We start from the raw sequence: 17,208 nt of genomic DNA on the forward strand, positions 1-17,208 counted from the left end.
TTCGTCCGGAAAACGTCACGGGCAATCTGAAGGCCCGGTTATCTATCTTTGAAGGAGTAAACCTATGACGCAGAAAATAGTGATCGCCGGTTCGGGTTTTGCCGGGTTTTGGGCTGCCGTTTCCGCCATGCGTGCCATCGCGCTTGCCGGTAAAACCGAGGCGATTGAGGTGACGATGGTATCGCCGACGCCAAATGTCACCATACGGCCACGTCTCTATGAGGCGGTGCTGGAAAACATGAACCCGGACATTTCCTCCCAGCTTGCCGCCGTCGGCGTGCATCATCTGGCGGGTCTGGTTGAGCAGGTTGATACCGCGAGTCAATCGTTGACGGTTCGACAGGCCGACGGGCAAAGAATCGCCCTGGTTTATGACCGCTTGGTACTGGCGACCGGCAGCCGGCTGTTTGTTCCTGCGGTGCCGGGTTTTGCAGAATACGGTTTCAATGTGGATACGCTGGAAAACGCGCAGCGCCTGGATAGCCATTTAAAAGCGCTGACCGAAAAAGCGGAAACCTCGGCGCGCAATAGCGTGGTGGTGGTGGGCGGCGGGCTGACTGGGTTGGAAAGTGCCGCCGAGATGCCAATGCGGCTGCGCGCCATTTTGGGCAGCCAAGCGGATATTCGCGTGGTGATTGTCGATACCGCGCCTGAGGTCGGTGCCGGAATGGGCGCCGAGCCTGCCGCGGTGATCCGGCAGGCGCTGGCCGAATGCGGCGTTGAGACGCGGGCCGGAGTGCGCGTCACTGCGATGGATGCCGAGGGCGTGACGTTGTCGGATGGCGAACGCATCGCGGCCAACACGGTGATACTGGCAGCGGGCATGCGTGCACATCCGCTCACTGAGCAGATCCCCGGCGAACGCGATGGCAGCGGGAGGGTGATCGGCGATGCGTTCCTGCGTGCACCGGCGGCGGCGGGCGTCTTTGTTACCGGGGATACGGTGAAGGCAGCGACCGACGATTGCGGCAACTATAACGTGATGTCCTGCCAGCATGCCATGAGCCTCGGCCGCGTTGCCGGCCATAATGCGGCGGCAGAACTGACGGGGCTGCCGATGCACCCTTACAGTCAGCCGAAATATGTCACTTGTCTTGATCTCGGCCCTTGGGGGGCGCTCTACACCGAAGGGTGGGATCGTCAGGTGCGCTTTACCCGGCAGGAGGGCAAAAAGATTAAGCAGGAGATCAATACGCAGTGGATCTATCCACCGGCACCGGACCGCGACGCGCTTTTCGCCGTTGCCAATCCGGACTTTGTGATTGTGCCCTGAGCAGCATATGGGAGCGGAGACGCTCCCGTTTTATTGCCGGTTTCCCGAGGGTAAAAAAGCACGCGGCCAAATCCTAATGCTTGTCAGTTAAACCTGACTGGCATTTTTTATCCAATCCCTGTGCGCTCCGTGCAGGAGGAATTGCCGTAAATATCCCGCATTTCTCTGCTACCGCCATGAACGGCAATGGGAGGGGCCGAAGGCGCGGCCCCTCCACCCGCGCCTTCGCTTAACACCGTCTGTCCGCTGCGCGGATACCCTCGCTGCACCTGCGTTGCCGGGCGGGTCGGCTACGACAAACCTCCCTGTTTGTCTCGCCTCAACCGGCCTTCCCTGGCCGGTTGCCCCTGACAACGCCGTCTTGCTCGGCAGCCGGTGATGCGCGCAAGGGTCAACACCCGAATCGGCTGCCACCGGGCAACGTTGGATATTGCATTATGAAAGACAGTGAAAATGATGAGATGAGCAAGGTGTTGGGCGCCCTTGAAGACGCCGAACGCAGGAGCGGCGCATAGGCGAAACCGCCACGGACGGCGGTTTCAGGCGAGACAGGTAGGGACGCCTGTCGTAGCCGGCCGTGATGCGCTGTGACGGAGGGAGGGGCGTTGGCGCAGCCAACCGTCTGACAGGGCAAAGGCGAGGGTTGCAAGGGGCCGCGCCTACGGCCCATTGCTCGGTCGAGACGAGTGTGTTTCATGGCGCATTTCACCTTTATCGACCGAAAACTTCACCACACCTTCAGAAAAATGCTAACTGACAAGCATTACGCGGCCAAATCCCGGTTTTTATCCTCGGCACTGTTATCGCTCCAGCCACTCGATCGCCAATTCGCGCGCTTCATCCAGGCCGACATCCCGCCCTTCACGGGTAATCGCCGTTTTTAGCTCATTAATTACGTCCGCTTTTTGCGTTTCGCGCTCCTCATTGGCCAAGGCCAGGAACGCATCGCCTACCACCGTGCAGATGCCGATGTATAAGGCTTTTGAATCCTCGAAACCGCTGCTCATGACTGTTTCCTCTTGGGGTTGATTTGGACCTACAACGGCAGAAAGGGCCGATCTTGCACCACGCTTTTCATGACCAGTGTGGAGGTAAGGCGCTGTACGCCGGGCAGGGCGGAAAGCCGTTCGTCGTAAAGCCGCTGAAATGCCGGCAGATCGCGGGCGATGACGTGCAGCAGATAGTCGGGGTCGCCGAACAGCCGCTGCGCCTGGATAACCTGGGGAATCTCCAGCATGGCATTCTCGAAGGCTTCAACGGCCTGGCGATCCCCTTCCCGCATAGTGACAAACACCAACGCAGAAAAGTTAAAGCCAAGGCAGCCGGGATCGAGATGCGCGCGATAGCCCCTGATCACCCCGGATTGCTCCAGAGCGCGTACCCGGCGATGGCAGGGGGAAACGCTGAGCCCGATCCGATCAGCCAATTCGGTAACGGAAAGACGCCCATCGAACTGGAGTTCAGCAAGGATTTTGCGGTCGATCTTATCCATTTGGAAGAATTTCCCTCAATCTGCAATTTATACGCAAATAATTGAAACCACATTCTAACAACTTGGGGATATTCTTTTCAATAATTGAACAATTTTGGACATTCCTGGCTTTTGGAGCCTGAAAGCCGTGTCCTGCGGAGGAAAGTGAAGTGATGAAACGGATAAGCCAATGCACCGCGCTGCGGTGGCCGCAAAAGGCGTTGCGCGCATGACGCCGGCTATTTTCGCCGCCTTCTGGGCGGTATCCATGCTGTTTGTCATTACGCCGGGGCTGGACTGGGCGTACATCATATCGGCAGGCATACGCGGGCGGGTGGTGGTGCCTGCGGTAGCGGGCTTGCTGTTGGGGCATCTGATGGCGATAGCGATCGTGGCGGCCGGCGTGGGCGCGCTGGTGGCGGGCAATCCGCTGGCCCTCACGGCGTTGACCCTGATTGGCGCGGCTTATCTGTTGTGGATCGGTTTTAACATGCTGCTTTATCCCTCCGCGCCCAACGCGGGTGAAGGGCAGCCGTCCGGCTCCTGGCTACGTTGGGCCGGTAAAGGGATTTGCATCAGCGGCCTGAATCCCAAGGTGTTTCTGTTGTTTTTGGCGCTGTTGCCGCAGTTCACCGATGCCAATGCCGCCTGGTCGATCCCGATGCAGATCCTCGCGTTGGGCCTGTTGCATCTGGTGAGTTGCGGGCTGGTTTACCTGCTGGTGGGATGGGGATCGCAGTCCCTGTTGCAGACGCGTCCGCAAGCCGCCCGTGTCGTCAGCCGCATTTCCGGCGCGGCCATGTTGTTTATTGCCATCGGTTTGCTCGCCGGGCAGGCCTTCAAATAAAAAGGGGGGAATGTGACTTCCCCCCTTCGATGCAGACTCGTTAACGGCGGATCTATTAAGCCGTTAGCTGGCCGTGGCGTGAGTGACGCGAACCGGCACCGATTTATAAGACGGGGTGCCGCTTTCCTTGTCGATATAATCCAGCGGAACCAGCACGTTCGCTTCAGGATAATAGGCCCCGACGGAGCCTGGAGCGATGTTGTAGGAGATCACCGTGATATTTTCCAGCCGCAGTTTGCGCCCGGCCACCACGGTTTCGATATCCACCAGGTCGCCATGTTCCAGGCCACGCTTCTCAAGATCGATGTCGTGCATGAACAGCACATCGCGACGGCCAAATACGCCTCTATAACGGTCATCCATTGCGTAAATAGTGGTGTTGTACTGGTCATGGCTGCGCAGGGTGATTAGCCGCAGCACGTCGTCGCCCTGAACTTCGGCATCTTCTTCTACGCCGCTGAACACCGAGAACATGGCTTTGCCGGTTGGCGTCGGCCATATGCGCTCGGTTGGCGGCAGTGGCATACGGAACCCACCGGGCTGTGCGATACGCTCATTGTATTTATCGAAACCGGGAATGGTTTTTTCAATCAAATCGCGAATGATGCTGTAATCGGCCACCAGTTCCATCCAGGGGACCTTAGTGTTCGGCAGGGTCGCCTTGGCCATACCGGCGACGATCGCCGGTTCTGAAAGCAGGAACGGCGATGCCGGTTTCAGTTTGCCGGAAGAGGCGTGCACCATCGACATGGAATCCTCCACCGTGATCGACTGGCGACCGCTGTCCTGCATATCCAGTTCGGTACGCCCGAGGCAAGGCAGGATGTAGGTTTCCTTGGCGACCAGCAGGTGTGAGCGGTTGAGTTTGGTGCCGAGATGGACGCTTAAGTCCAGCGATTTCATCGCCGGGAAGCACAGATCCGGGTCCGGCAAGGCCACGGCGAAGTTGCCGCCAAGGCAAATCAGCGCTTTGGAGGTGCCTTCCACCATGGATTGCATGCCTCTTACCGCATCATGCCCGTGTTCTTTCGGGGCGACAAAGCCGAACACGTTTTCCAGATTGGCCAGGAATTCTGGCGAAGGCTTTTCAGTGATGCCGACGGTGCGGTTGCCCTGAACGTTGGAATGGCCGCGCAGCGGGCAAATCCCGGCGCCGGGCTTGCCGATGTTGCCGCGCATTAACAGCAGATCGGCAATCAAACGTACGTTTGCCGTTCCTTTGTTGTGCTGGGTAATGCCCATGCCGTAAGTAATGATCGTGGCTTTGGATTTCGCATAGGCCAGCGCAACCTGCTCCAGATTTTCCTGAGTCAGACCGCTCTCCGCTTCAATGTCTTTCCACGGGGTGGCGGCCAAATCCGTGGCGAATTGTTCGAAACCCTGGGTGTGTTCGGCAATGAAATCACGATCGATAACGTTGCTGCCCGCGCCCTGAGCGGCGTCATATTCCAACAGCGCCTTGGCGATCCCTTTCAATGCGGCGGCGTCGCCGCCGGCTTTAACCTGATAATAGGTTGAAGCGATATTGGTGGAGCTGTAGGTCGCCATCTCGATAACGTTTTGCGGATCGGCAAAGCGCTCGAGCGCGCGTTCACGCAGCGGGTTGAAGACGATAATCGGTATCTGACGTCGTGCCAGTTCGTGCAGGGTCCCCATCATGCGCGGGTGATTGGTGCCCGGGTTGTGGCCAATGGAAATCACCAGTTCGGTGTTGTCGAAGTCATCCAATGACACCGTGCCCTTACCGATACCTATGGATTGCGGCAAGCCAACGCTGGTCGGTTCGTGACACATGTTGGAGCAATCCGGGAAGTTGTTGGTACCGAATTCACGGGCAAACAGTTGGAACAGGTAGGCGGCTTCATTGGAAGCGCGGCCGGAGGTATAGAATTCAACCTGATCCGGCGACTGCATACCGCGCAATAGTTCGCCGATGCGTTTGAAGGCATCATCCCATTCGACCGGGCGCAGCGTATCGCTGGCGCTGTCGTAAACCAGCGGATGCGTCAGACGGCCGTAGCCTTCCAGTTCAAAATCCGTTTTTTCCAGCAGGGAGGTCACGGTGTTGGCCGCCAGAAACTCCGGCGTTACCCGCTTGCTGGTGGCTTCCCAGGTGACCGCCTTGGCGCCGTTTTCGCAGAACTGGAAGGTCGAGTGGTGCTCCTTGTCGGGCCAGGCGCACCCAGGGCAGTCGAAGCCGTCCGGTTGGTTGGTCCGCATCAGCGTGACCGGCGCTTCGAAGGTTTCCATTTGCGTTTTCACGGCGATAGCCGTCGCTTTCAAGGCGCCCCAGCCACCAGCAGGCCCATCATAGGGCCGAATTCCGGGAACGGCGCGTTTCTTCTTCATCATATGAACTCCTACCGCCCCTGAGTGGACGATATCTTGTTGAGACAGGTCTATTCGGCGTTCCCCTCGGGAGGCGGGATAACCGATAACTATTATTGCGGCCTGATAATGGCTGCATGCGCGCTGCCATTTCTCTGTCTGCGCCGGTGGCCAGACAGAGCGGGTGCTCAAGCTGCAATAAATCTTTTGCGGGTGATTCACCGGGCGTGAAAAAGACGTCTGGCAACTTCACGCCCGATATTCCGCCGCCGCAGGACGGCTTTTTCGCTTATGCCTGCGGTTCCGCGGGCGTTTGCGGCCCAGCCTGAGCAACAGGCGGTTCTGGCGTTGCCGACGGGGCTGGATTCTCCTTGCTCGTGGGGATCAGTTTGTTAAACACGACCTTGTTCGTTGTTTGATCATAGCCAATCTCGACGCTGTCGCCCGACTTCAGGTTGTCGCCAAGAATTTCTTTCGCCAAGCGGGTTTCCACTTCCTGGCGGATCCTGCGTTTCAATTCGCGGGCGCCGAAGTCAGGCTGATAGCCCACGTCTACCAGGTGTTCCACCAGAGAATCGGCAATATTGAGGGTGATATTCTGCGCCGCCGCCGTGCGCGTTAAATGCTCAAGCTGGATATTCACGATTAAACGAATGTTTTCCTGGGACAGGGAGTTGAACACGATGACTTCATCGATACGGTTCAGGAACTCAGGGCGGAAGTGGCCCTTGAGCACTTGCATCAGTTCGTCGTGAATCGCCTTGTCTGACTTGCGTTCCGCCTCCGGCAGCGAGGCGTTATTCATGATCACCGCAGAACCGAGGTTGCTGGTAGCAATGATGGTGGTGTTGCTGAAATCGACCACGCGTCCTTTACCGTCCGTCAGGCGGCCATCATCGAATACCTGCAGCAGCACGTTGTAGACGTCCGGGTGCGCTTTCTCGATCTCGTCGAGCAAAATGACGCTGTAAGGGCGGCGTCTTACACGCTCGGTTAACTGGCCGCCTTCGTCATAACCCACATACCCCGGAGGGGCACCGATCAGGCGGGCTACGGCATGGCGCTCCATGTATTCCGACATGTCGATACGGATAATGGCCTGTTCGTCACCGAACACCGTTTCGGCGATGGCCTTGGCCAGCTCGGTTTTGCCGACGCCGGTAGGGCCAAGGAACAAGAAGGTGGCGATAGGGCGGTGTGCCTGGCTCAACCCGGCGCGCGACAGCCGTACGGCGTCGCTGACGGCCTCGACTGCATCATCTTGCCCGACTACGCGTTCACGCAGTTTGTCTTCCATATTGAGCAGTTTTTTCCGCTCTTCCTGAGTTAACTCGGTCACCGGGATGCCGGTCAGACGCGACACCACTTCCGCGACGGAAGACAGGGTGACTTCCAGCGTCTCTGACCCCGTTTTGCGCTGCCAGGCTTCCGTTAATTCATCAAGGCGCGCCCGTTTGCCACTAATTTGCGTCTCGAAGCTTTTAACGTCGTCAAACTTTTTACGCGAAGACGCCGAGTCTTGCTCGCGTTTCAGGTGGGCGATTTCCGCTTCCAGCTCCTGAATATCAGCCGGCCGGGAGGTGGCGGAAATGCGAACGCGGGCCGCCGCCTGGTCAATCAGATCGATGGCCTTGTCCGGCAAGAAGCGTGACGTGATATAGCGATCGGACAGTTCGGCCGCAGCGACGAACGCTTCATCAACAAAGGTCACCTGATGGTGCGCTTCCAGCTTGTCGCGCAGGCCTCGCAGAATGACGATGGTCTGGTCGACGGTCGGTTCCGGTACCAATACCGGCTGGAATCGGCGTTCGAGCGCGGCATCTTTCTCGATATGTTTTTGGTATTCATTGAGGGTTGTGGCGCCAATCAGGCTCAGTTCACCGCGCGCCAGCGCCGGTTTCAGCACGTTGGCAATGTCCAGGCCGCCTTCGCCGCCGCCCTGACCGGCACCGACAATGGTATGGAGTTCGTCGATAAACAAAATCAGTTCGGCATTTTTCTCGCTGACTTCATCAATCAACTGTTTGGCGCGTTCTTCAAATTCGCCGCGGTATTTTGCGCCCGCCACCATGGAGTTGATATTCACTTCGACCAGGCGTTTTCCCCGCAGCACTTCGGGGACGTCACCTTTGACGATGCGCTGCGCCAGCCCTTCCACTATGGCGGTTTTGCCCACGCCAGGTTCGCCGATCAGCACCGGGTTGTTTTTCTTGCGACGGGCAAGCACTTCAATGGTACTTTCAATCTCCTGCGCGCGGCCGAGCACCGGATCCAGCTTGCCCTGGCGCGCCATTTCAGTCAGATCGCGGCCAAACTTATCCAGCGTTGGCGTGCCCGTCGGAGTATCGATACGGCCGTCTTCCGCACCTTTCCCCACAAGTTTCACCACTTTCTGGCGCAGAGCGGCCGGGGTAACGCCGTATTTTTTCAACAGGGCGCCGGCAATGCTGTCCGGCACTTCGCTGAGCCCGATCAGCAAATGCTCCGGGCCAACGTAGGAATGGCCCAAATCGCGGGAGACCTGAAAAGCGTACATAAAGGCCTTTTTCAGGCGTGGGGAGACCGTCATGTCTTCCAGAGTCGCGCCGGTTTCGGCGGCTCCCTTGTAAGCATGCTGGTCAATGTAGGCCTTGATGTCCTGCGGCGATAATTTGAGTTCCGTCAGCAGGGCGGCACAGACATCGGTATCCGCCAACACATACAGCAGGTGCTCGGTATCAAGTTCACTGCGGTGCAGTTCATGCGCTTTTTCTGCCGCGCGTTGCAGCAGCTCGAGCGTTTGTTTGCTGAAGGCATCGGTGGCATCGACGGATTCGCGCGGGACTTCCGCAGAAAACCCGGACGCTTCTTCCGCTGCTTCGTCTTCGGTTAACTCATTAAAGAAACGCGATAAGGCACCGCCGCCACCCAACAGGGAGTCGAAAGGATTGAGAATATTTTGATGACGCGTTAATTGCCGGTAATCGTAATCACAGATGGCAATGGATTTCCTCTGACCATTTTGCATCACTGTCACGCGGCCCGATGCCGGACGAGCATGACAAATATCACATAAAATAGGCATGGTGAATTAACTCCTATCAAGTTAAAGCGATTTAACTTCAATAAAACAGGCGTTTTAGAAATGTCTGTTGTTTACTTAATCTTGTCGGATTAAATAATAGCGTTAACGAATTTGATGCCGGTTCCTTTTTTGGTGGTGGTGAGTTAAGGCATGGTTTTCACAATGCCGGTTTGCAAAATGAAATGCATTCAGCATTTTTCAGTAAAATGCTGGATGCGTTACTCTTTAATTATCTTTGAATAATGTTTTCGCCAGTCGTGACGTCAATGACTATTGGGCAGCACACTGCGCGTCGACAAGGCTTCTAATAATGTCAGCGATGGAATAAAGAATAATCCGCCGGTAACGGCATGGCTGAAATCCAGTAAACGATCATAATTACCCGGTGGAAGGCCAATAATCATGTTTTCAAGCATCTGTTCGATCGGCGCCGGGGAGCGGGCATAGCCGATGAAGTAGGTGCCGAACTCGCCCATGCCGGGTCTGCCGAACGGCATGTTATCGCGCAGGATCTTAACTTCGTTGCCGTTCTCATCTTCCAGCGTGGTGAGGGAGCTGTGGGATGAGGAAGGTTTTACGTCGGCATCCAGCTCAATGTTGGATTGTTTATGGCGGCCGATAATGCCCTCTTGCTGTTCAACGGTCAGTGCATTCCAGCCTTTCATATCATGCAGATACTTCTGCACCAAGGCGTAACTGCCGCCGGCAAAGGCGCGGTCTTCCTCACCCACCACGGTGAAGTCGATGGCGCCGCGGCCTTCGGGGTTTTCGGTGCCGTCGACAAAGCCGATCATGGCGCGTTGATCGAAATAACGGAAACCCTGGACTTCATCCACGACGGTGACGGCATCGCCGAGTTTATTCAGCAACTGGGTCGCCAGCTCAAAACAGAGATCCATTTCTTCGGCACGAATATGTAAGAGAATGTCACCGGGGGTAGCGATGGCGACGCGGCCGCCGGATCCTATTTCACGAAAAGGATGCAATTGCGCCGGGCGCGGAAGGCCGAAAAGCGTATTCCAGGCGGTGGAACCGAATCCGCAGACGCATGACAACCGTCCATCCGGCACTCTTTTCGCTACCGAGCGCACTACCGCCGCCACGTCGGCACACCAGTTACGTACGGTGGCGTGGTGTTCCGGCGTGTTTGTTATTGTCGCGACAATGAAGATGGCACTGCGCGTAACAGGGCTAAAAACTGCCTGTGAATCATCATAATACGTGCTCATAAGTCGTCTACCATCCAGTAAAGGTTAAATATGATATTTAAAAAGCAACAATAACTGATGTAAAACGCATTAAATATAGAGCTACCTTTTTTACTTTGCATTGTCAATGTTGAAACAACCTTCCCAAATAGCATATCAAAACTTAACAAGGTGCGTGATAGATTGTATCTATTGCGCAATAAAATTAACCAATTTGACGAAATGTTATTGGCAGGTAAAATCAATTCACAAGGCGAGGAAAACTGAGAAAAACCAAGAGATCATTAGCTGGAAAAAAAAGGCGGTAAGTTCGGAAAACATACCGTTAAAATTTAAAATAAAATCATCTGCGTCGCTGAGGCGCGTCGAGGCTAATTAATTAGCCCGGTTCTAACCATGTTCGTGCCCATAATCCAACCCTTGGGGCACCCGCAGGCCTGTTTGGCTAAAAAGTACGGCCAGGAAGTTAAATAATTATCGGCATTAAAAAATTACGGCATGAGGTTTTCCTCATTTTTTGCGTGGCTCATGTAAAAGTGGTGGCCAGCTTTTTAATGGTTAACGTGCAGTGACCTGGAATAGCAATATAACTCATGGTTTATAAACTTATCAAAATGGTGATACACAGGGGTGAACAATGTTGGGATTAGATGCCTTCCATTTAGCGAGGATACAGTTTGCCTTTACTGTCTCCTTTCATATTATTTTTCCGGCTATTACCATCGGGCTCGCGAGTTTTCTGGCGGTGCTGGAAGGTTTGTGGCTGAAAACGCGTAATGACACCTACCGTGAGCTTTATCATTTTTGGTCGAAGATATTCGCGGTCAATTTTGGTATGGGGGTGGTGTCAGGTCTGGTAATGGCTTACCAGTTTGGCACCAACTGGAGCGGTTTTTCGCAGTTCGCCGGCAGCATTACCGGGCCGTTATTGACCTATGAAGTACTTACCGCTTTCTTCCTGGAAGCCGGTTTCCTCGGGGTTATGCTGTTTGGCTGGAACCGGGTAGGGCGCGGGCTGCATTTCTTTGCGACCTGCATGGTCGCGCTGGGGACGCTCATCTCGACCTTTTGGATCCTGGCCTCGAACAGCTGGATGCACACGCCGCAAGGCTATGCGATCGAAAACGGCATTGTGATCCCGGTCGACTGGCTGAAAATTATCTTTAACCCGTCATTCCCCTACCGTTTATTGCACATGTCTACCGCCGCTTTCCTGGCCAGCGCCTTCTTTGTCGGGGCATCGGCTGCGTGGCACCTGCTGCGGGGCAATGATTCGCCGGCGGTACGCAAAATGTTTTCCATGGCGCTCTGGATGGCGCTGTTTGTCGCCCCGATTCAAGCGGTTATCGGCGATGCTCACGGCTTGAATACCCTGGAGTATCAACCGGCGAAAATTGCCGCCATTGAAGGCCATTGGGAGAACAAGCCGGGTGAAGCCACGCCGCTGGTGCTGTTCGGCGTGCCGGATATGGAACAGGAAAAAACCCGCTACAAGCTGGAAATTCCTTATCTGGGCAGCCTGATCCTGACGCACAGTCTCGACAAGCAAGTACCGGCGTTGAAAAGCTTCCCTAAGGAGGATCGCCCGAATTCCACCATCATCTTTTGGTCGTTCCGCGTGATGGCCGGTTTGGGCATGCTGATGATTCTGCTTGGCGTCGTCAGCGCATGGCTGCGTTGGAGAGGCCGTTTGTATCAGTCGCGTCCTTTCTTGTGGTTCGCCTTGTTAATGGGGCCTTCAGGCCTGATTGCGTTGTTGGCCGGGTGGTTCACCACTGAAATCGGTCGTCAACCCTGGGTGGTCTATGGGGTGCAACGGACCCGCGACGCCGTTTCCGCGCACGGTGATATGCATATGACCTTTAGCCTGCTGGCCTTTATCGCGGTGTATTGCTCGGTGTTCGGCGTTGGCTATATGTACCTGATGCGTCTGATCAAGAAAGGCCCGGGGAGCGACGATACGCATGGCGCCGTTGTCGACGGTACGCCGGCTCGTCCGCTGTCTGCGGTTCAGGATCCTTTGAACAAGCCGGAAGGGAGAAACTAACATGGGCATCGATCTTTCAATTATTTGGTTCACCATCATCGTATTCGCCACCTTGATGTACATCGTGATGGATGGTTTCGATCTCGGGATTGGTATCCTGTTTCCGTTCAATAAGGACGCCACCGAACGCGACATGATGGTCAATACCGTGGCGCCGGTCTGGGACGGCAACGAAACCTGGCTGGTGTTGGGCGGTGCGGCGCTGTATGGCGCTTTCCCGCTGGCTTATGCCGTTATCACCGATGCGTTGTCCATTCCGCTGACTGCGATGCTGATTGGCCTGATCTTTCGTGGCGTGGCGTTTGAATTCCGGTTCAAGGCCACGCCGGAGCATCGTCCGTTTTGGGACAAAGCGTTTATTGTCGGCTCGATCCTGGCGACCTTCAGCCAGGGGGTTGCCGTCGGGGCAATATTGAATGGCTTCGAGGTCACCGGCCGCGTCTACAGCGGTTCGGCACTGAGCTGGCTGGCGCCGTTCCCGCTGTTCTGCGGCCTCGGCCTGGTGGTCGCCTATGCGTTATTGGGCTGCACCTGGCTGATTATGAAAACGGAAGGGGCCTTGCACCGCAAGATGTCCGAGTTGGCGATCCCCTTGACGCTGGTGCTGTTGGCCGCCATTGCCATCATCAGCATCTGGACGCCGTTAGCGCACCAGGATATTGCTGCGCGCTGGTTCACCACGCCGAATATCTTCTTGTTCCTGCCGGTACCGCTGCTGGTTCTGGCCTTTGCCTGGGGCATCGTGCGGGCGGCGTACAACCGCCGGGCCAGCTATGGTCCGTTCCTGATGACCCTGGGCTTGATGTTCCTTGGTTTCAGCGGCCTGGGGATCAGCATTTGGCCGAATATCATCCCGCCGTCGATCTCCATCTGGCAGGCGGCATCACCGCCTCAGAGCCAGGGCTTTATGCTGGTCGGCGGGTTGCTGATTATTCCGGTCATTCTGGCTTACACCTGCTGGAGCTATTACGTGTTCCGCGGAAAAATCAAACCGGATGAAGGTTACCATTGATCGATAACGTTACCAGGAGACGAATATCATGAAACCTGTAACAGACAGCCACCCAGCCTTTTGGCGGCGCTTGATGTGGATGATGGCCATTTGGGCTGCCAGCGTGCTGGCCCTCGGCGTAGTGGCATCGGTATTTAAACTGCTGATGGTCGCAGCCGGCATGAAGTCTCACTGAAAAAACAAGCAGCCAGGCTATGGGCTTAATAGATAGCCTGGCTGTGCTTTTCAGTCAGCCTCGGGGCAATCAACAGCAACGCCATTATTTTCCGCTCTGACACTTTAGTGATCAGTGCCTGATGATTTCTTGTTACCGCTCATTTGGAAGGTATTGCAGATGTCGACATTTACCGATCCCTGGGAACGTAAGTTTTATTATTTGCGGCTCTCCATTACGGATGTGTGTAACTTCCGTTGCAGCTACTGTTTGCCTGATGGGTATCGTCCCACCGGGGGTAACAACAAAAGCTTTCTGACGTTGGATGAAATCCGGCGGGTTACGCGGGCTTTTGCCGCCTGCGGTACGGAAAAGATCCGTCTGACCGGCGGTGAACCGTCACTGCGCAGAGATTTTGTCGAGATCATTGAAACCGTCAGACAAAATCCGGAAATCAGCAATATCGCCATGACCACCAATGGTTACCGCATGGCGCGTGATGTGGCACGTTGGCGGGCCGCGGGGCTGACGTCCATTAACGTCAGCGTAGACAGCCTGGACGCCAACCAGTTTCATGCCATAACCGGCCAGGACAAGTTCAGGCAGGTTATGGACGGCATTGACGCCGCCTTTACGGCGGGGTTTGACAAGGTCAAGGTCAATGCCGTTTTGATGCGCGGGATCAATCATCATAGCCTGCAGACGTTTCTTGACTGGATTAAGCACCGCCCGATTCAGCTGCGTTTTATCGAACTGATGGAAACGGGGGAAGGGCGAGATCTGTTCCGCCAGCATCATATTTCGGGAGAGGTGATCCGCGATCGTCTGGTCGCCATGGGGTGGCAGCGCCGGGAGCAAGAGCGCAGCGCAGGCCCGGCACAGGTGTTTTTTCACCCTGATTACCAGGGGGAAATCGGCCTGATAATGCCGTATGAAAAGAACTTCTGCGCCAGTTGTAACCGGCTGCGCGTCTCGGCCACCGGGAAGTTGCACCTGTGCCTGTTTGGTGACGGCGGTATTGCCTTGCGTGACCTGTTGCAGTCCGACAGCAGCCAGCAGGAATTGCAGGAGCGTATTGCGCACAGTTTATTGCAGAAAAAACAAACGCATTTCCTGCATCAGGGAAATACCGGCATCACGCAAAACCTGTCGTTTATCGGGGGGTAAATGTGACTGGAGAAAGACCATGGCCAAAATTTCGGCTGAATGGGTCCTTTCAATCCGGGCAGTGTCGGCACCCGGGGCTTGCCGCCTGCCATGAGCACCCACCTCTCCTTGTCAATCCGTTCCTTATTAAAGAAAGTGTAATCATGGCGCATTTCACACATATCAATACGATGGGCGAGGCCCATATGGTGGATGTCTCCGCCAAACCCGAGACGCAGCGTGAAGCCGTGGCCGAAGCTGCGGTGTCGATGAACCCGACAACGTTAAAAATGATCGTTGAAGGCAAACACCATAAAGGCGATGTTTTCGCTACCGCCCGCATTGCCGGTATTCAGGCGGCGAAGCGGACCTGGGAACTTATCCCGCTGTGCCATCCGTTAATGCTGAGTAAAGTTGAAGTCACGCTGCGCGCCGATGAGCAAAACAATAGGGTGGTTATTCAGGCGCTGTGCCGTTTAAACGGGAAAACCGGCGTTGAGATGGAAGCCCTGACCGCCGCTTCGGTTGCGGCGCTGACCATTTATGACATGTGCAAGGCCGTGCAAAAAGACATCGTCATCGGCAATGTGCGTTTACTGGCAAAACGAGGGGGTAAATCCTCCGATTACACGGCGGTGGATCATGATTGATGTTTTATTCTTTGCTCAGGTGCGCGAGCTGATCGGTTGTCACCATCTGCAACTCCCTGCCGACTACGCCACGGTGGAGACGTTACGCCAGGCGCTGTTGGCAAAAGGCCACCGTTGGGCGCTGGCGCTGGAGGGCGACAAACTTTTGGCTGCGGTAAACCAAACGCTGGTGCCTTTCGATCACCCCTTGAATACCGGTGATGAAGTGGCCTTTTATCCGCCGGTAACCGGAGGCTGAGATGCAAAACAAAATTGTCGTCGATACCGAGAATTTTGATATCGCACGGGAACATCAATGGTTATCAGCCTCCGAGACCGAGGGCGCCGTGGTCACTTTCGTCGGTAAAGTACGAAATAATAACCTGGGCAGCGATGTCAGTTCCCTGACGTTGGAACATTATCCCGGCATGACCGAAAAGTTGTTGGCGCAGATTGTTGATGAAGCCCGCCGCCGTTGGCCACTGGGGCGGGTGGTCGTGTTTCACCGCATCGGCGAGATGCAGGCTGGAGATGGCATCGTTTTGGTCGGCGTCAGCAGCGCGCATAGAGCCGACGCCTTTCTTGCCGCCGAATTTATTATGGATTATTTGAAAACCAAAGCGCCATTCTGGAAAAGGGAATCAACGCCGCAGGGCGAACGATGGGTTGCCGCCAGGGATAAAGATTGTGCGGCAGTTGAACGTTGGTAGTTATCTGAACATTTTATTCCCATCGGGCTTCGGCACGGTAGGCACCGTGCCGAAGAGTAGCGTCAGATCAGATTGAAATAACAGTCGGGTTTGAGCGGGGCAGGCAGAGGCTTTTGATTGTTCATTTCCATCAGGTTCCGTTCGATGGTATTGCAGATGGCATTCAATGGCAGATCATTGGCGCTGGTACCAAAAGGATCTTCCAACTCTTCGGCCAGTGAGTCCCAGGATAAAAAGGTATAGGAAATAAACACGGAAACGAACGGCGTCATATAATGCAAATCGGAAACCAGCGCAAACGGCAGCAAGCTACAGAATAAATAAACGGTGCGTTGCAGGATCAGCGTGTAGGCGAAAGGCACTGGCGTGTTGGCTATTCTTTCGCAACCGCCGAGAACATGTGCCAGTTCATCCAGTTTATTATCGAGCATTCTATAGGTGACATCGCTTAATTTACCTTCCAGGCGCAGTTTGCCAATCTCATTACCCAATAACAACAAGACTCTGTTAGTGGGCATTGGGCTGGCGATGACCTCCGAAAAAGCCTCTCTCGGTAAAATGCGATACAAATCATCGGTGGGATCGGTGTTTCTTAATTGATGATTCAAACTCCAGCTAAACGCAATAAGATATTTTGCTATTTCCTCATGAGACTTTTTATCTTCTGGAAGCAGATTTTTTAATTGTCTTAATAATGTGCGCTCCGCTATCAGCAAGGTTCCCCACAACATTCGCGCTTCAACAAAACGGCTATAGCTGGCGCTGTTGCGAAAACCCAGAAAAATAGCGATGGCGATCCCCAGCAGGCTAAAGGGGGCAATGGTGAGATGGATGCCAAGTTGTTCATACCATTGGTAAATGATAATGGCGACAATAGACATGAGGATATTTAAAAACAGACGAAAGGTGATTTTTGACAGCACCGAACCGTGCCAATCGAACAGGCGAAGAAACCAGTGCTGGTTTGGACGAATAATCATGGGGTTACTACTCCCTGGTAGTTTGCTTTTGGCTGCGATTTTTTTAGTGATAAATAATTATTATGGCCGATAATATGTAACAACGTATGAAATTTCCCGTCGGCAAGTGAATGTTTAATGTATGACATAGGGCGATGCTAATCAGACTCTCTGAGTCAGTGGATTAAATTATCTGATTTATTTATTCAATAATCAATACGCCCGAAAAATAATTAGGCTTGTGCTGTGAAAATAAATAGAGTTATTGAATGACCCGCCGTTTGCACGCCCCGTTTGCGTTTAATGGCCGAGACGTTGAGGCCAATTGAGAGCAACTATTCTTTGCTGCCAACGGAATGC

Annotated in this window: 15 protein-coding genes; 9 read left to right on the top strand and 6 right to left on the bottom strand. The window is 54.8% G+C overall.

What is annotated here, in order from left to right:
• Positions 1–64 precede the first annotated feature (64 nt).
• On the top strand, positions 65–1,273 hold the full coding sequence (locus V2S86_RS01245; protein ID WP_330760890.1) for an NAD(P)/FAD-dependent oxidoreductase: 1,209 nt from the start codon (positions 65–67) through the stop codon (positions 1,271–1,273).
• An 800-nt stretch (positions 1,274–2,073) separates the two neighbouring features.
• Here V2S86_RS01245 and V2S86_RS01250 read toward each other — a convergent pair.
• Both V2S86_RS01250 and V2S86_RS01255 read right to left on the bottom strand, forming a co-directional pair.
• Positions 2,074–2,280, bottom strand: coding sequence for a DUF2767 family protein (locus tag V2S86_RS01250; RefSeq protein ID WP_006316883.1), 207 nt, complete (start codon positions 2,278–2,280; stop codon positions 2,074–2,076).
• A 29-nt stretch (positions 2,281–2,309) separates the two neighbouring features.
• Positions 2,310–2,765, bottom strand: a complete 456-nt coding sequence (locus V2S86_RS01255) for an Lrp/AsnC family transcriptional regulator (protein WP_330760891.1) — start codon at positions 2,763–2,765, stop codon at positions 2,310–2,312.
• A gap of 208 nt (positions 2,766–2,973) precedes the next feature.
• Between V2S86_RS01255 and V2S86_RS01260 the strand changes: the two genes are divergently transcribed.
• Positions 2,974–3,591 carry a LysE family translocator gene (locus V2S86_RS01260; RefSeq protein ID WP_330763133.1) on the top strand — a complete coding sequence of 206 codons (618 nt, stop codon included), beginning with the start codon at positions 2,974–2,976 and terminating at the stop codon, positions 3,589–3,591.
• A 63-nt stretch (positions 3,592–3,654) separates the two neighbouring features.
• On the opposite strand, the gene V2S86_RS01265 is transcribed toward V2S86_RS01260, so the two are convergent.
• The 3 genes from V2S86_RS01265 to V2S86_RS01275 form a co-directional block, all read right to left on the bottom strand.
• Positions 3,655–5,943: an FdhF/YdeP family oxidoreductase gene (locus tag V2S86_RS01265; RefSeq protein ID WP_330760892.1), complete on the bottom strand. Its 2,289-nt coding sequence runs from the start codon at positions 5,941–5,943 to the stop codon at positions 3,655–3,657.
• Between the two features lie 265 nt (positions 5,944–6,208).
• Positions 6,209–8,983: an ATP-dependent Clp protease ATP-binding subunit gene (locus V2S86_RS01270; protein WP_330760893.1), complete on the bottom strand. Its 2,775-nt coding sequence runs from the start codon at positions 8,981–8,983 to the stop codon at positions 6,209–6,211.
• Between the two features lie 263 nt (positions 8,984–9,246).
• The gene (locus V2S86_RS01275; protein WP_330760894.1) at positions 9,247–10,212 is read right to left on the bottom strand and encodes a Dyp-type peroxidase; all 966 of its coding nucleotides are present in this window, start codon (positions 10,210–10,212) and stop codon (positions 9,247–9,249) included.
• A gap of 616 nt (positions 10,213–10,828) precedes the next feature.
• Here V2S86_RS01275 and V2S86_RS01280 point away from each other — a divergent pair.
• From V2S86_RS01280 to moaE, 7 genes are all read left to right on the top strand, one after another.
• On the top strand, positions 10,829–12,238 hold the full coding sequence (locus V2S86_RS01280) for a cytochrome ubiquinol oxidase subunit I (RefSeq protein ID WP_004951855.1): 1,410 nt from the start codon (positions 10,829–10,831) through the stop codon (positions 12,236–12,238).
• A 1-nt stretch (position 12,239) separates the two neighbouring features.
• Positions 12,240–13,250: a cytochrome d ubiquinol oxidase subunit II gene (gene cydB / locus V2S86_RS01285; protein WP_212557757.1), complete on the top strand. Its 1,011-nt coding sequence runs from the start codon at positions 12,240–12,242 to the stop codon at positions 13,248–13,250.
• Positions 13,251–13,278: 28 nt separating this feature from the next.
• Positions 13,279–13,425, top strand: a complete 147-nt coding sequence (locus V2S86_RS01290; RefSeq protein WP_006327183.1) for a DUF2474 domain-containing protein — start codon at positions 13,279–13,281, stop codon at positions 13,423–13,425.
• Positions 13,426–13,584: 159 nt separating this feature from the next.
• Positions 13,585–14,571: a GTP 3',8-cyclase MoaA gene (gene moaA / locus V2S86_RS01295; protein ID WP_330760895.1), complete on the top strand. Its 987-nt coding sequence runs from the start codon at positions 13,585–13,587 to the stop codon at positions 14,569–14,571.
• Between the two features lie 143 nt (positions 14,572–14,714).
• Positions 14,715–15,200 carry a cyclic pyranopterin monophosphate synthase MoaC gene (gene moaC, locus V2S86_RS01300; protein ID WP_330760896.1) on the top strand — a complete coding sequence of 162 codons (486 nt, stop codon included), beginning with the start codon at positions 14,715–14,717 and terminating at the stop codon, positions 15,198–15,200.
• Complete coding sequence (moaD, locus tag V2S86_RS01305; protein WP_330760897.1) at positions 15,193–15,438, top strand: molybdopterin synthase sulfur carrier subunit; 246 nt, start codon at positions 15,193–15,195, stop codon at positions 15,436–15,438. The genes moaC and moaD overlap by 8 nt, the downstream gene beginning before the upstream one ends.
• 1 nt (position 15,439) lies before the next feature.
• The gene (gene moaE / locus V2S86_RS01310) at positions 15,440–15,889 is read left to right on the top strand and encodes a molybdopterin synthase catalytic subunit MoaE (RefSeq protein WP_330760898.1); all 450 of its coding nucleotides are present in this window, start codon (positions 15,440–15,442) and stop codon (positions 15,887–15,889) included.
• Positions 15,890–15,951: 62 nt separating this feature from the next.
• On the opposite strand, the gene V2S86_RS01315 is transcribed toward moaE, so the two are convergent.
• Complete coding sequence (locus tag V2S86_RS01315; RefSeq protein WP_330760899.1) at positions 15,952–16,869, bottom strand: bestrophin family protein; 918 nt, start codon at positions 16,867–16,869, stop codon at positions 15,952–15,954.
• Positions 16,870–17,208: the final 339 nt, after the last annotated feature.

The sequence above is a fragment of the Serratia sp. C2(1) genome (assembly GCF_036352655.1).
Lineage (GTDB): Bacteria > Pseudomonadota > Gammaproteobacteria > Enterobacterales > Enterobacteriaceae > Serratia > Serratia inhibens.